The sequence below is a fragment of the Chitinophaga arvensicola genome, assembly GCF_900110835.1.
Lineage (GTDB): Bacteria > Bacteroidota > Bacteroidia > Chitinophagales > Chitinophagaceae > Chitinophaga > Chitinophaga arvensicola.
On the sequence record NZ_FOJG01000001.1, the window covers coordinates 879022 to 894659 of the forward strand.

Genomic DNA, 15638 nt, shown 5'->3' on the forward strand with positions numbered 1-15638 from the left:
AGTGAAGCGGTAACTGGTTTAACTGCATCCGCATTTACCTTGCAGAACGCTACTGCTTCTACTTTGCAGAGCGCCGATGGTATTACTTATACCGTATTAATCACGCCTGCTGCGACGGGCCAGGTAACCATTTCCTTGCCAGCTGATGTAGCGGTTAATGTCGGACGCAATGGTAATACAGCAGCTCCGGCTGCGGTAAATGTTACTGCCGATCTGACGATACCCGCTGTAACACTGGTTGCCGTACCAGCCGATGGGTATTACAACGCCACCCAATCGCTGAGCTTTACCGTTACCTATAATAAAGTTGTAACGGTGGTGGGTACTCCTTCCCTTCGTATCACCATTGGTGCGAAGACTGCAGATGCAGTGTATACCGTAGGTTCAGGTACGAATACCCTTACGTTTGCCTATGCGATTCAGCCGGGAGATAACGATATGAATGGTATTGCACTTGCGGCGAGTATACAACTGAATACTGGTAGTATCCGCGACCAGTGGGCAAACGACGCCTTGCTTCCTTTGAATAATGTGGCCAGTACTGCCAATGTATTTGTTAATACACAACATCCGTCGGTGTCGTTATCTACTGCCGCTGCCGCCACGGTCGGTAAGCCATTTACGGTAACGGCGGTATTCAGTGAAGTGGTAACTGGTTTAACCGCATCCGCATTTACCTTGCAGAACGCAACTGCTTCTACTTTGCAGAGTGCCGATGGTATTACTTATACTGTATTAATCACACCTGCTGCGACCGGCCCGGTAACAGTTTCCTTACCAGCTGAGGTAGCGGTAAATATCGGACGCAATGGTAACTCGGCAGCTCCTGCTGCGGTAAATGTTACTGCCGATCTGACGATACCCGCTGTGACACAGGTATTGGTACCCACCGATGGATATTACAACGCCACCCAATCGCTGAGCTTTACCGTTACCTATAATAAAGTTGTAACGGTGGTGGGTACTCCTTCGCTTCGTGTAACCGTTGGCGTGAAGAACGTAGATGCAATTTATATCGGAGGTTCAGGCACGACTACCCTTACGTTTGTATATGCGATTCAGCCGGGAGATAATGATATGAATGGTGTTGCACTTGCGGCGAGCATACAACTGAATGCTGGTAGTATCCGCGACCAGTGGGCAAACGACGCCTTACTTCCTTTGAATAATGTAGCCAGTACCAATAGGGTATTTGTAAATACAACCCAGCCAGGCGTGGTATTATCTACGTTTGCCGGAGCTATTGTAAAGGCACCATTTACGGTGACCGCCACTTTTACAGAAGTAGTAACAGGAGTGACAACTACCGATTTTGTAACCAGCAATGCCACTGTAAGCGATCTGCTGACCACTGATCAGATTACTTATACGATATTGGTTTCCCCTGTGGCTGATGGTCCGCTGAGCATTACGCTGCCAGCCGCGATAGCAGTAAATATTGCACAGAATCCAAACACGGCGGCCAATACTATTCAGCTTTCCGTGAGCACTACGCCACCTGTGGTTAATCAGCCGCCGGTCATGGATCCGGTTCCTGCACAGCAGATTTGCAGCACAACAGAGGCACAGTCATTGCAACTCACAGGTGCTTCTCCGGTGGAAACAGGACAAACCTTGTCATACTTTATCGCTGCGGATCAGCCTTATTTCAATTCTCTCACAGTGAGTAATACTGGTCTGGTTTCCTACAGTCTGAAAACAGGAATAAGCGGCGCGGTAAACATCTCCATAATCATAAAAGATAATGGTGGTACTGCCAATGGCGGTGTAGATTCCTTGCAGCGCAACTTCACTCTCACGGTGAACCCGCTGCCGGTTATCAGCATCAGCAGTGATAAGGGAACGGCTACTTTTAAAGGAGATATTGTTCTCCTGACCGCTACCGGTGGAAATACCTATACCTGGGCGAATGCAGATGGCATCATCAGCGGGCAACAAGAGGCCGCGTTGAAAGTGAAGATGCTGGCCAACACCACTTTCCAGGTGGCTGCTGTAGACGCAAACGGATGTGGTAATACCGCGAAGATCAGTATCAGCGTTAATGATGACTTTAAAGTGAAAGCCACCAATATTCTCACACCTAATGGTGATGGTAAAAATGATAAATGGATCGTGCAATACCTGGAGGCATATCCGGATAATGAGGTGAGTATTTATGATCGCCTGGGTCGCCTGGTATATCAGCGCAGAAACTACAGCAACGACTGGGATGGTACGATGAACGGTACGCCACTGGCCGAAGGCACTTATTATTACATCATCAATATCAAAGAAAACAATAGGGTGGTGAAAGGATTTATCACCCTGCTGAGAGATAGATAAAAATACTTGAAAACCCGGAACTGCCTTGTTAGCATTGTGTCTGACAGGGCAGTTTTTTATTTAACGGACAGCTGAGGAGGCCGATCTCAAATGAAGAGGAATTAAGATTTCATGTTCCAGATAAAGAAGACCCCCTGGAAAATCCAGGAGGCCGTTCCTATTATTACAAATCCACGTTAATAAGCTGATTACCATTCTCAAAGGTGGCCTGCAACACAGGACAACGCTCTGCGGGAATCGAGAATCCTTGCGGATCAAAGCGGGATATAGGTGAAAGGAAAGAATAGCCGGTTGACTCTAACGTTAGCGGACTACCGTTGACGGTTATACTCTTTTGTTCCCCAAATCCGTGGAGTAGTAATTTAATGTGATGAAATTTGGATGCATAGCTACCACTCACTTTTTCCAGGATCATTTTTTTATCTGCCGGACGATAAGTGATAGCACGCTGGTAGAACACGCCTTTTTCGTTATCAAAACTTTCTCCGTCGTCTTCATAGTAAACAAAGGTGTTTTGCTGATCTCCCTTGTAGAGATGGAGGAAAAGCGTGTCTGTTGGCTGCTCTGCAGTCGATTGTACCAATGATTGCATCGGGATAATACTGCTTTCTTTTACATACACGGGCAGGGTTTTGATATTGAGTGGTGTGATTACTTCCTGCAGACCGTTGGTAAGGGCATCGTTGTAAAGGTTATACCATTTCCCTTCCGGGAAGTAAATGGAACCAAATTCTTTTGTACTCTCGAAAGGTGCTATCATAAAAGAGCTACCATATCCATACTGGTTCTGGAAGCGGGTATCGTATACATTGGCATCGAAGGTATTGTTGAGTGCCAGCGTGCGCATAACGGGGATGCCTGTACGTGTGGCTTCATTTAGCGTGCTGTAGAGGTAAGGCAGTAGGCGATAGCGCAGGTTCACGTAGTTGCGGGATATTTCCAGTACTTCTTCTCCGTAAGCCCATGGTTCAGAAGATTTGGTATTTACGCCGGTATGATTACGGTAGTAAGGAATAAAGGCGCCTATCTGCATCCAACGGGCATAGAGGCTCACGGTGCCATTGCCGGTAAAACCGCCTATATCCATACCGGAGAAGGGCATACCGCTCACGCCTAAACTATTCAGCAGGCGAACACCCAGCAGCATGTGATCTTCCTCGGCGCGGTTATCACCGGTCCAGATGGCGCTGTAGCGTTGAGAGCCTGCATAAGCTGCCCTGGTTAACAGGAACGGGCGTTTCTTCAACTCTTCCCGGGCGCCATCGTAGCTGGCGCGTACCATTTCCAGTCCGTATACATTGTGTGCCTGCTGATGTGTTACCGGGTGACCTTCAAAATCGAAGAGGACGTTATTAGGCATTTTCTGTCCCCAGGTAGCAATTTCATTCATATCGTTCCAGATGCCGCGCACACCGTCACGCATATACGATTTAATCTGACCTTTCCACCAGTCGCGGCCCTTTACGCTGGTAAAGTCGGGGAAGTGGCACCAGCCGGGCCATACCTGGCCAGTGTAGTTTTGCCCGTCACTGTATTTAATGAAGATGTTTTCTTTTTTGCCATTTTCGTAAGCCGCGTATCCATCTTCTACTTTAATACCCGGATCTACGATAACGGTGATTTTAAAACCCATGCTTTCCAGTTGTCTGGTGAGTTGGGATGGATGGGGGAAACGTTCTTTGTTCCAGGTAAACAGCTTGTAGGCATCCATATAATGAATGTCGAGCGTAATACCGTCGGCGGGAATTTTTTTCTCCCGCAGGGTTTGCGCAATGCGCAATACTTCTGTATCCGGATAATAGCTGTAGCGGTTTTGCTGGTAACCCAGACTCCACAACGGGGGCATGTGAATACGACCGGTAAGCGCGGTATAAGAAGTAATAATATTGGCCATCTGCGGATGATAGATGAAGTAGTAGTTCATCTCTCCTCCCCTGGCGCTAAAGGATGAAAAGCGGTTGTTACTGGCTCCGAAGTTAAAGTCGCTCTGAAAAGTATTGTCGAAAAAAATGCCGTAGTTAAGATGATGATGTATGCCTACATAAAAAGGAATAGTGGCGTAGATAGGATCCTGGTTGGTCGCATATCCGAACTTATCTGAATTCCAGTTCGTATAGCCTTCTCCTTTGCGATCCAGGTTACCGGTTTTTTCTCCGAGTCCGATAAACCGTTCACCTTCCTGCATTTTCTTGTAGGTAGTTACTTCCTCTCCTATCCAGGAGGTAGTTAGTCCTTCTTCATCTTCATTAATCACTTCTCCCGAAGGGGTTAGAAAATGAACAGAGAATGGATTTTTTGTGATGCGCAGTTGCAGGGAGTCTGTAGTAATATTGATTTCACTGCTGTTTTGCGTCGTCTGTAACCGGGTTGTTTCGGGTTTGGCAATAACGGCGTACGAGAAATCTGCGGCAAGTGGATGCTGATCCATTCGTACCCGTATTACAGACGGGCTGTACACGGTTATTTCTGCGAACGCATTTTCTGCGTTGATTTTGATCTGTTGTCCGGAGATATTGACCGTGTTTACTTTACCGATCTTTTTAACCTGGTTTTGTGCCTGGGCCGACAGGCAGGAAAGCAATAGCAGCCATCCTGAGTGCTTCAGCAGAGCTTTTGTATACATATAGACGATTGAATTGCTGCGCAAAAACCTCCCCTGCCGCATCAGTTATCTGATGCGTGGAAATGATAGAAGGTAATTTGGGAAGAGGTTTTGCCGCAAAGGCAGGACCACTGGGATCCTGCCTGCGACAAAAAAGGAATTATCAGTAACCTGGGTTTTGTTTCAGGTTTGGATTTACAGCGAGGTCACTGGTAGGAATTGGGTATACCAGGTATTTCGGATCGCTGACAGTTTTCAGCTGCCATGCATCCAGGAATTTGCCAAAGCGGATCAGGTCTTGTCTTCTCCAGCCTTCCCAGTACAGTTCCCGGCCTCTTTCAGCCAGGATCTGGGTGAGGTCGGTGCTGCCAATCTGAGATGCACCACGTTTGCCACGCAGGTCATTCACAATAAGGAGGGCGGCGCCTGCATTGTTGGTTCTGATCAGGGCTTCTGCTTTCATCAGCACTACGTCTGCATAGCGGAAGAAGATGAAGTCGTTGGAAGCATTGTTACCGCTGGAACCCATATCTGGGGGATATTTCACAACTCTGATACCGGCCATTTCCACCTGGTCGCCAGTAGCGCGGAGCTCTACCTCACGGGTGAAGATCAGCGGGCGGCCGCTTCTGTCCAGGATCTTATCACCATTCTGGTTGTATTGCTGGCCTACAAGAAAGCCTACTTTTAAACCGGATACATTGGTTACGCCTGGGTAGTCGCCACCTCTGCGGGTATCTGAACTTTCAAATGAATCGTAGAAGTTAGATAAGGTGGTAAAACCATTCCATCCGCTTGGATTCATGCTATAGTGCAGGGTACACATCCAGCGGCAGTATACGTTGTTACCGGCGCGGGCAGTGCTCAGTCCGGGTCCGTTCTGCTGGGTGAAAATGTTTTCGGTAGATTTCGCGTCGTTATCCTTAGCGAAAGTGTCGAAATATTTGGTCTGCAAAGTAAAGCCACTGGCAGTGATTTCGTCGGCCAGTGCAATTACTTTTTGCATATCTGCTGCGTCGAAAGTGGGTGCTTTTCTGTTAAGGAAGGCGCCTTTATTCAGGTATACCTTCATCAACAGGAAGCGTGCAGCATCTTTACTGGCAACAAACGCATCCTTGGCGGTTACCTTATCCGGCAGGTTAGGCAGGATGGCATTCAACTCAGATACAATGAAATCCAGTCCTTCTGCCGGCTGGTATACTTTAGGTGCTTCCAGCAGGTTTTCACCTGGTTTGCGGAAAGGTACCTGGCCATACAGGTCAAGTACTGCAAACATAGAGTAGGCGCGCAGAAAGCGGGCTTCTGCATCCTGTCTTGGAGTTGGATGGAAATTTAATACGTTGGTGGCACTGAACTGGTTCAGCAACAGGGCGCTGAAAGTTGCCTGTACGTGTGAATGGTCTGGTGTCCACTGGTGTTGGTGCAGGGCACGCCATACACCGTTATCATCCCAGTCGCCGCCACGTGTGGGCCCGAGCGCTTCGTCTGTACTGATTTCAGACATACCCCAGGTCTGGGAGAAGTCCTGGTAGGCAAACTGCAGGTTGTCATAAGCTGTTCCCAATAGCTGAGACGCTTTGATGAGTGAATCTGCCTGCTGCTGATTAAGATTACTTCCAAGGTCTTCTTTCAGACTGCACGCTGTGAAACCCAGGGTGCAGGCTATTACCAATGCTGATTTAAATATATGTTGAGTCGTCATTGTAGTCTTTTTTTAGCAATAGATTATAAAGTAAACTGTACACCAAACATGAAGGTCCTTGCAGTTGGGTATGGAGAATACTCGATACCGAAAGAGCTAACACCATTAACATTCTTATCTGTATTTACTTCTGGGTCAAATCCGGTAAACTTGGTGATTACAAACAGGTTTTGTCCGGTCAGGGAAACGGCGGCACCTCTGAATACTTTACCTACAGGTCCGATATTGTAAGAGAGCGTCAGGTTATCCAGTTTCAGGAAGTTACCGTTTTCCAGGTAGCGGGAAGAAGCAGCTGGTGAGTTGGTTTGCGCTTCTCCGTTACCCACCAGGGCTTTGGCGATATTGCGGGAACCGAGGTTACCGATAGGTAATACGGTGTTGGCGGTGTTGTTATACACCTGGAAGCCGAATGCACCATGTGAGCTGGCTGCCAGTGCCCATTTCTTGTAAAATACTTCTGTGTTGATACCCAGCAGTACTTTAGGATTCGGGTTGGTCATGTAATACAGGGTGTTGCCATTATCTGAATAAATGCTCATTCCTTTATCATCAAAGCCTTCAAATCTGCGGAGGTAGAAAGTGTTCAGCGGATAACCATTGGCGAGGCGTTGTGACGTTACGCCGGTTACACCTTGTCCGTCGATAGAGCCGGTGTTAACAGTAGGACCGGAATAGCCAGACATTTCGTTTTTCAGCCAGGTAGCGTTTACGCCCAGGTTCCAGGCCCAGTTTTTCTGCTGAATGATATTGCCTTTGAGGGACAATTCCACACCTGTGTTCATTACTTTACCTGGTAAGTTGATCCAGTAGCTGGAAGCTGGTGCCGGTTGAATGGCAGGGAAGCTGAATAACAGGTTAGTGGTATTTTTCAGGAAGTAATCTACTGTACCGCTCAACCTGTTTTTCAGGATGGCGAAGTCGATACCAACGTTCAGTTGTTTAGATTCTTCCCATTTCAGATCCGGGTTAGGTACGTTGATCAGGCTGGCTTTACCGCCGGTGGTCAGTCCGTACTGGGCTTGTGCCGCACCTGCAGGGAATTCCTGGTTACCGGTAATACCATAACCAGCTCTTAATGCCAGGTTATTGAAGAAAGTACCATCTTTCATGAAGTCTTCCTGAGAGATATTCCATTTGGCCGCGAAGGAAGGGAAATAACCATAGCGGTTGTTTGCACCGAATTTGCTGGAACCATCTGCTCTCATGGTAGCAGTGAGGATGTATTTATCTCTGGCATTGATGGTTACCCTGCCAAAGAACGACTGTAACTCAGAGCTGGGGTTACGGAAGGAATTGATATTGGTATTTACCTGGTCAGGCGCCTGGAAGATATCAGTATAATCTACGGCGTTTGTAGGGAAACCATTGGCGCCGATGCCTACACCTGAGTAAGCAAATTTCTGGTATTCATAACCCACCATTGCGTTCAGGCTCCATGCGCTGGAAAACTGTTTATTATAGCTCAAGGTGTTGTTGAATAACTGGGTGGTTAATTCAGCGGTATTGTAAGCGGCAACACCCCTTCCCTGTACCTGGTCGATATTGATGGAAGAATCCAGGGAAGCCCTTCTTTGTCCTACCTGGTGATTCACGCTGTACATCATGCGGTATTCCCAGTTGTCATTGAATTTAAAGTAAGGGGAGATGCTGGCCAGGATGTAGCTGATATTAGCCTTATCATTATAACCCTGCGACATGTTGATCGGGTTAATTGCCTGGTTTTTGGCCAGTACATTCGGAGATCCGTCGGGTTTGGTAAGCGATAAAGTAGGATTCCACTGCAGCGCCTGACCGATGAGGCTTCCTGTAAAGCCGGCGTTATTGGAAATTGGCGCCAGTTGTTCGCTGGTTTGTGCCGCCATAATGCTGTAATCAACACCCAATTGTTTGCTTTCCAGGAATTTGTTCTGACCGCTGAGGGAGGCAGTATATTTTTTCATGCCTGTTTTCTTAACAATACCCTGTTGGTCCTGTAAACCGAAGGAAGCTCTGTAACGGCTGGTTTCATTACCACCACTCATGGCTACCTGTACGTTTTGTGTAACGCCGGTTCTGAGGATAGAATTGAGTCCGTTGGAGTTGCTGCCGCCGTCGCCGGTGAGGTTGTATTGTTTTAAGGCAGCGCGGTATTCATCGCCGTCTAATACGTCCAGTCTGCGCATGATGTTACTCATACCTACGGAGTAGTTTACATCTACCACAGTAGGACCGGCAACGCCTTTTTTAGTATTGATGATGATTACACCATTGGAACCACGGGAACCATAGATCGCAGTGGCAGAAGCATCTTTCAGTACTTCCATGGTAGCAATATCATTGCTGTTGATAAAGTTGAGCGGGTTGGCATCCGGTGTTTGTCCCAGGCCGGTGAGGCTTAATGAGGGACGGGCTACACGGCCATCCAGGGGAACTCCATCCACTACATACAGTGGTTGGTTACCTGTACGAACGGAAGATACACCTCTGATTCTTACAGTGGCGGAAGCGCCGGGTGCGCCGTTGTTATTTAATATCATCAGACCGGATACTTTACCCTGGATCAGTTGATCAGGGGCAGAAGTGATCCCCTTGTTAAAATCAGCTGCTTTTACCTGGGCGATGGCGCCGGTGATGTCTTTCTTACGGGTGGTACCATAACCTACTACCACCACATCAGTGAGGGTCGTGTTTTCCTGTACCAGTTGTACATTGATTTCTGTTTTACTACCGATGCTCAGTTCCTGGGAGGTATACCCGATAAAGCTGAAAATCAGTGCGGAGGCTCCGGCGGGGGCATTTACCTTGAAAATCCCATCGGCATCAGCGGTGGTCCCGCTTTTTGTACCTTTTACCTGAACAGAGGCGCCTGGGATGGCAACGCCGCTCTTGTCAGTGATCTTTCCGGTAATGGTCTTGACCTGTGCGGCTACAATACCTTGTATTGCTAACAGCAACGAACACAGAAAAAGATGCTTGATGGATCTTGTTTTAAACATAAAGTGGATTTTTTGAGCAGCTATGTAGTACTGCTTCCGTGGATTAAATGTTTTTCATTAAATTTTAGTAACGGAAATAAGGCGTTGGGTGCAGGGGGTAACCCGGCATTTGTCAACGTGGATAATGTTTGTCTTTAAGATTTAGAATCGACTTTGGTCGTTTTGTCTTTTTTAGTGGTTTTAATTTTCCAGTTAGAATTTTGGTTTCTATCATTCTACTGAATCAAAGTAAAAAATGAATCAGCAGGGCAACAACTTATACAGTTAAAATATAGAAAATAAAGCGGAATAATCCAAAATTATCTCATGAAGTGAGGTGATAATCAATTGATTATCATTATATATAAATTTATTATATATTAATGTTGTGAGACAATTTTAAGCCGCTTTTACAGGGCTTTTATACTCATAATCTGGTTTTCAAACTCTTCGCTGGGGATTAAAGCGCGTTTTTTAATCCGGGTTTTATAGGCATAGATGGTATTAACGGAGTACTCCAGGATGCGGGCAATCTTCTCATTATCATTTACACCGATCCGGATAAGGGCAAAGATCCGGATATCTGTATTCAACAATTCATTTTCTTTGAGGACCACCTGGTTCTCTTTATCAAACAGTGCATTGAACTCCGCCACGAAATGCGGGAATATTTTAAGGAAGATCCGGTCAAAATTGGTAAACAATTCTTCCCGTTCCTGCCGGATATTAATATTATTGACGAGATATTTCAGGTCAGAGGGTTTATTGTCAGACAGTTTTTGTTCCAGTTGCTGCTTTAGCTTTTCTATTTTACCGATGTAGGTGGCGTTGATATTAAAACAGTAGCCTACATACTCCTCTTTTATTTTATTGGCTTCCACCAACTGGTTATTGATTTCCTGTTGCCGCAGATTCGCTGCGGTAATAATGCGTTGCGCGGTTTTTAGTTTCTGTACCTGCCGGAATACGGTAATGGCCAGAATGACCAGGGCTACCAGCAACAGGGTAACAATGGCTGCATAGATCAGCAACGATTTGGTTCTTTCTTCCGCCGTATTGATCCGTTCATGTTCAATAATGGGTAAAATACTACTTACCATCACCTTCCGTTGCCGTGCGCCATAAAATACGGCTTCTGAAATAGCCCGTTCAATACAATGGGATGCGTTCTTTACATCTCCCCGTTCAAAAAGCAGGGTGGCCAGGCTGTAACTGGCCATGGTTTCTTTGGTAGAAGTCCGGATATCGGCAATAGCCGACCGGATCATCAGCATAATGGCCGTGTCCTTTTTGCCGGCGGCATCGTAAATGGCGCCCAGTGTACAGGCGGATACCGCCAACTGCCGCCCCGTGATCCCCGGTTGATCGAGGTCGGGGAAAATAGCCAGTGCGGCGGGTACATTTCCCAGCTTTGACAACTGTAATCCTTTATTATACCGGTATTCAAAGGAGCCCGGCTGCATCAGGCGAAGTGCAGAATCTATATAGGTGCTGGCTTGTTGGATATAGGAAGGGGTAAAATACTTGTCCTGGTTATAATCTGCCAGGTCAAAGTATAACCGGCTTTTCATGAGGAAAAACTCGATCCGGATACTATCCGGCGCTCCGGTGGCATCGATGGCATTTACAAAGGCGGCCGTTTCTGTAAACATCCCGGAGGATAACAGCACATAACCCAGTTTTATCCGGGCCGCAGTGATCAGCACCGGGTCATGTAGCTGACCAGCCAGCTGCTGTAATTGCTGTGCATAAATAAAAGCGGAGTCGAAGCTGAATACCTTATAGGCATTGTACAATTGCTGGCAGAGCAGGTATTGATGTGCCGGATCGTTGCCGGCAGCCAGCCGTAACCGTTTTATACTATCAATACCACGAAGCTTAATGGAATCATAAGTGGCCGATTTCGCCATCTCCTTATTCAATTCCTTGAGGAGACTGTCCGTAGGAGTCTTGCCAAAGGCATTAACAGAGAATAGTAAACATAAAACCAGGTAGCCCAGAATTCGATTCATAGCACGATAGAATGATAAAAGATCACAGGTCACCGCTAAATTTAAGCGACTTTTTTGATATAACATCAGGAGCCGGTTTATTTTAAACCGGCTCCTGATGTTTTCCTTTTATCTGCTTCTTTAATATTACAACACCTTCTTCAGGGTATAGTTATTTCCACTTTGAATCGTTTTCTGGTCGGAATCAAGCAATTTCAGTTCGTTGTCATCAACCTGCTGGTAATAACGTTGTAGATTTTTATCCTTGTCGGGATTCAGCTGGATTACGGTAGCTGCCGGATCGGAAGGAGAGCCGTGTACAATTTTATAAGTGCCTTCGCTGGGAAAAGTCTGATTTTTTCCCTGGTAGGTTTCTTTTAGCGAAAAATGATGGTCAGGTCCTTTTTGCAGGGTCAGTTCCGTAACGATACCAGAACAATCGGCGCAAGGCAGGGTACCCGAATAAGTGACCGAGGTAGCGGTGTCTGCATTGGTGTCCAATGCGGTACTATCAGATCGACCGGCCTTACCGGTACTCTGACAGGCAGCAAAAACTATCAACAACAGCAATAGCGGCAAGTGTTTCATATAGCAGGGTTTTCTGTTCTTAACAACCAATGGTCGTTATTGTTTTTATGGGATAATTTCGAATACAAAAAACTGGCTTTCCTCCTTTTCGGAGAAATTATTATCAGCTACGAATACCAGGCTTTGGTGTCCGTTTGGTAAAACCGGTCCGAAGGTTACGCCTTCTATATTATCTATGTATTTGCCGAGACTGGCAAAATCCAGCAACAGCTTTTTGGTAGCGGGTTTAAAATGAGTGTCCGTTTGCAGGGAATTAATATGGCTGATGTCTGTGGCGCCATCCAGATCTGTCAGGAAAACCTTGATGGTACAATCTTTTCTCCCGGTTGAGAAGGATCGCTCGATACTCAGCAGGGTATGATCCGAGAGTACCATGATATCGGAGATACCGTTTACGTTAAACGCCTGTGCCGGGATGGCGGGGTAAGCCACCGGTTCCAGTTTGTAGGCATACTGTGCTACCGGTTGCCGGGTGTTGTTATCAAATTTAATAAGGCGGGTATACGATCCTGCATTTACGGCTGCTCTTGGGCCGTCTTCATAACGGGGTTCTTCCAGGCTTACAAACATATATTTGTAACTGGGGGTAAATCCAAGGCCTTCAAATACGCCGTTGCGGCGCGGCCCATTTTCGGTGGCATGCATGATGAACTGCGCCGGCAATGCAAATGAATCCAGGTATTGACCGTTCTTGTCTATTTCATAGATGCCCGGGTTGGAGAGGATGGTATCTTTTTCATTGACGATGCGCTCTCCCTCACTGCTCCATACCAGCCGTTGTTTTTTGGGATTATAACGCAGTGCTTCGGGGTCTGGTGTGAGGACCGGATTGGTTTTCGTATCCGGGTAGGCTTGCCCGTTAGCTTGCCGCAGTGTGGTGACTGCTGTAAACTGAACGCTGTCGAACGATTTATCGGTGAAGTGCAAGCGGGCTGTGTAAAACCTTGCCGGGTTGATGGCAGAGCGATCATCGGAGATAAGATAATATTGGCCGGAGGAAGCATCGTAATCTATGCCGGATAAGCCACCGGTGATAGTACCTCCAAAAGGAAAATTATAGGGAACGATGTATTCGCCAATGAATTTTAATTGACCGATGTTATTTGCGGTGGTAGCCGCCTTGCGGGAGGAGGTGCAACTAAAAAGGCCTGCCAGCAGTGGGAAGGCCAGAAAAAGCAGGTATTTTTTCATGTCGCCAAGTTAGGAAATCTCCTGCATACGGGCGGCAGTGGTACATGAAGGATTTGTTACGCGTTTGTTTCAAACGGGAGGAATTATCAGTGCATGAGTAAGGCCGGCCCGGAAGAGCCAGCCTTTTCTCCATCTGACCAACTATATAGCGTACTTAAGATTTTATAAATAATGACGCAATCGGTAACACCTGTTCCATGCTCAATGGTTCGTCAAATGCTTCAGAGGCGCTATTGGCGCCAATGTTACCACCTAACGCGGAAATATCCACGCCAGCCTGTGTTGTTAACTCCTCTCCTGCATACGAAGGGTTAACGGCAGTAGTGGCAATACCACTCTGGTTCAGTGTGATCCATGGTTTCAGTGCGCTGGTAGCGCCCAGTGTACCCAATGCCCGGCGCATACCACGGATATGCGACGCGTGGCGTGCTTCCACAGAGTGTATGTTCAGTGCTGCAGTTAATACGGTAGCATTGCCGGAAAGGTTTCCTGCCTGGCCTTTGTAGGCGCGTACACCGGTATCTTCAAAGGTTTGTGCAATGGCGAGAAACATGTTATAGTCACTGAAAACAGTTGGGAAAGTACCACCTGCTGTGAAGTCGAACGTAGGACTGGCAGGAGCGCCACCCATGCTGCTCAATACACTTTTCAGGAAGTTAACGTGTGCTGTTTCGTGATTTCTGATTGTAGTAATGGCAGCAGTAGCAGCAGCTGTAGGAATTAAGCCGGGAGTAGCTACGCCTTTTACATAGAAGGCTTCTTCGAGGTATTCCAGGGTGAGTGCGTATTTGAGTACGCCTGTTACCGTGGCGCTGGAAGCCTGACCGTAGGCTTTGTTGAACATGCTACCCAGTGCAAATGGAATGGCTGCCAGTGCAATTTTACCGCTGATGTTGGTAAATTGTTTCATGGCATTGCGCCGGGAGTCCAGCCGGTCATATACTTCGGGATCGATTTTTTCGATTTCCTTAAAAATATTTAACAGATCCATATAATCAGATTTTTAGCAGATGAAATAAATGAACAGCGATGCTTACTTAGGTAATGTGTTGGTATCGATCTTGGTCTTGATATACGTTTTAGCAATATTGTAAACGTCTATCGGTGCCCTGGCTTTGTCCAGTCCATTTGCATCTATTACATCACTGTCGGCGAAAGAGCCTGGGGTAATCAGATCGCGGATATAGGCCGCGTGACGGGCTTCCACGGAAACGATTTTGCCGGCTAATCCGAGGTAAACCAATCCGGTAGCAGAAGAAGAAATGTATTGTCCGGCGCCGTTGTAGGCAGAAACACCCAGATCTTCAAATGCTTTTGCAGTAGCGAGTACGCTATCTCTTTTCGTGAAATCGATAGAGCTGAAATTTACTTCCAGACCTGCTATCGCATTAGCGGCCAAAGCTGCTTTAAAGAATTCACGGTGTCCGATTTCGTGATTGCGGATATCTTTGAAGAAGTCTAATTCTGTATCAGAAATGCCTGCATAAGGAGTGAGTACTACCTGTGTGTAGAAGGCTGCTTCCAGTTGCTCCAGCGCGTAAGCATAGTTCAGTACCGCCACGTCGCCGGTGCCCAGGCTCACCCCATTTCCACCCATATTGTTGTTATCATCATCTTTATGACAGCTGGCTGCCATGGTAGCCGCAGTAACTAATGCAGAGCCCATGCCGAGGTATTTCAGAAAGTTGCGGCGCTGCAAATTGGGCATAACTTCCTTACCCTCCTCCTGAGAGGGGTTCTTTAGAATGTGCATAAGGTAAAATTTTACGTGAATAGATAATACGAGATCACAATGCCCTGTTTTGTTGAACAGTAGCGGGTTTCATAGATGCCGGCAGGTACGCTCGCGCTGACACCTGATGAGCATATACGGGGACTTATAAAAAGCGGTTTTAAAAAGAGAAAAATAATTTCGGGAGATATAAAACGCAAAAAAAATCCCTGTCTAATTGGAGCGTTATCACCAACTAAACAGGGAAGAATAAAGTGCAGCGTAATCCTATAAAGCTCTGCCTCTGATTATATTTACAAGGATAGCAATGATTGCCAGCACAAGCAAGGCATGTATTAAACCACCTGCGGAATAAACAAAGAAACCAAGTATCCATCCTATAATGAGAATTACTGCAATTAAATAAAGAAGGCTGTTCATGTCTTAAGGATTTGATTCGTGAAATACTACTTAAAAATTTATGCCAATAAGATAATTGCCTTGTTTACAGCACCATTGCCATTGCAGACGCTGCTTTGCTGTGGAAGCTTCTCCACCATCCGAGAAAAAAAAGGGC

10 protein-coding genes are annotated in these 15638 nt (G+C 46.7%); 1 reads left to right on the forward strand and 9 read right to left on the reverse strand.

Annotated elements, in window-relative coordinates:
* Positions 1 to 2322, forward strand: a 2322-nt coding sequence (locus BMW79_RS34070; RefSeq protein ID WP_218150276.1) for a T9SS type B sorting domain-containing protein, incomplete at its 5' end; no start/stop codon positions are given.
* Positions 2323 to 2485: 163 nt separating this feature from the next.
* Here BMW79_RS34070 and BMW79_RS03810 read toward each other — a convergent pair.
* The 9 genes from BMW79_RS03810 to BMW79_RS33685 form a co-directional block, all read right to left on the reverse strand.
* Complete coding sequence (locus BMW79_RS03810; RefSeq protein ID WP_089890793.1) at positions 2486 to 4945, reverse strand: glycoside hydrolase family 31 protein; 2460 nt, start codon at positions 4943 to 4945, stop codon at positions 2486 to 2488.
* 142 nt (positions 4946 to 5087) lie between these two features.
* Entirely contained in the window at positions 5088 to 6626 is a 1539-nt protein-coding gene (locus tag BMW79_RS03815; RefSeq protein WP_089890796.1) for a RagB/SusD family nutrient uptake outer membrane protein, read from the reverse strand.
* A 23-nt stretch (positions 6627 to 6649) separates the two neighbouring features.
* Complete coding sequence (locus BMW79_RS03820) at positions 6650 to 9601, reverse strand: SusC/RagA family TonB-linked outer membrane protein (RefSeq protein WP_089890799.1); 2952 nt, start codon at positions 9599 to 9601, stop codon at positions 6650 to 6652.
* Positions 9602 to 9990: 389 nt separating this feature from the next.
* Positions 9991 to 11592 (reverse strand): DUF6377 domain-containing protein, encoded by a 1602-nt coding sequence (locus BMW79_RS03825; protein ID WP_089896767.1) that lies wholly within the window; start codon positions 11590 to 11592, stop codon positions 9991 to 9993.
* 126 nt (positions 11593 to 11718) lie between these two features.
* The gene (locus BMW79_RS03830) at positions 11719 to 12159 is read right to left on the reverse strand and encodes a copper resistance protein NlpE (protein ID WP_089890802.1); all 441 of its coding nucleotides are present in this window, start codon (positions 12157 to 12159) and stop codon (positions 11719 to 11721) included.
* Positions 12160 to 12204: 45 nt separating this feature from the next.
* The gene (locus BMW79_RS03835) at positions 12205 to 13350 is read right to left on the reverse strand and encodes an esterase-like activity of phytase family protein (RefSeq protein WP_245752371.1); all 1146 of its coding nucleotides are present in this window, start codon (positions 13348 to 13350) and stop codon (positions 12205 to 12207) included.
* Positions 13351 to 13504: 154 nt separating this feature from the next.
* Positions 13505 to 14341, reverse strand: a complete 837-nt coding sequence (locus BMW79_RS03840) for a ferritin-like domain-containing protein (protein ID WP_089890805.1) — start codon at positions 14339 to 14341, stop codon at positions 13505 to 13507.
* A 42-nt stretch (positions 14342 to 14383) separates the two neighbouring features.
* Positions 14384 to 15103 carry a ferritin-like domain-containing protein gene (locus tag BMW79_RS03845; RefSeq protein WP_089890808.1) on the reverse strand — a complete coding sequence of 240 codons (720 nt, stop codon included), beginning with the start codon at positions 15101 to 15103 and terminating at the stop codon, positions 14384 to 14386.
* A 246-nt stretch (positions 15104 to 15349) separates the two neighbouring features.
* Complete coding sequence (locus BMW79_RS33685; RefSeq protein ID WP_142684433.1) at positions 15350 to 15502, reverse strand: lmo0937 family membrane protein; 153 nt, start codon at positions 15500 to 15502, stop codon at positions 15350 to 15352.
* Between the last annotated feature and the right edge of the window lie 136 nt (positions 15503 to 15638).

Excerpts from the sequence above, each read along its gene's own strand:
- BMW79_RS03810 (WP_089890793.1), bottom strand. The coding sequence starts at position 4,945 with ATGTATACAAAAGCTCTGCTGAAGCACTCAGGATGGCTGCTATTGCTT.
- BMW79_RS03815 (WP_089890796.1), bottom strand. The coding sequence starts at position 6,626 with ATGACGACTCAACATATATTTAAATCAGCATTGGTAATAGCCTGCACC.
- BMW79_RS03820 (WP_089890799.1), bottom strand. The coding sequence starts at position 9,601 with ATGTTTAAAACAAGATCCATCAAGCATCTTTTTCTGTGTTCGTTGCTG.
- BMW79_RS03825 (WP_089896767.1), bottom strand. The coding sequence starts at position 11,592 with ATGAATCGAATTCTGGGCTACCTGGTTTTATGTTTACTATTCTCTGTT.
- BMW79_RS03830 (WP_089890802.1), bottom strand. The coding sequence starts at position 12,159 with ATGAAACACTTGCCGCTATTGCTGTTGTTGATAGTTTTTGCTGCCTGT.
- BMW79_RS03835 (WP_245752371.1), bottom strand. The coding sequence starts at position 13,350 with ATGAAAAAATACCTGCTTTTTCTGGCCTTCCCACTGCTGGCAGGCCTT.
- BMW79_RS03840 (WP_089890805.1), bottom strand. The coding sequence starts at position 14,341 with ATGGATCTGTTAAATATTTTTAAGGAAATCGAAAAAATCGATCCCGAA.
- BMW79_RS03845 (WP_089890808.1), bottom strand. The coding sequence starts at position 15,103 with ATGCACATTCTAAAGAACCCCTCTCAGGAGGAGGGTAAGGAAGTTATG.
- BMW79_RS33685 (WP_142684433.1), bottom strand. The coding sequence starts at position 15,502 with ATGAACAGCCTTCTTTATTTAATTGCAGTAATTCTCATTATAGGATGG.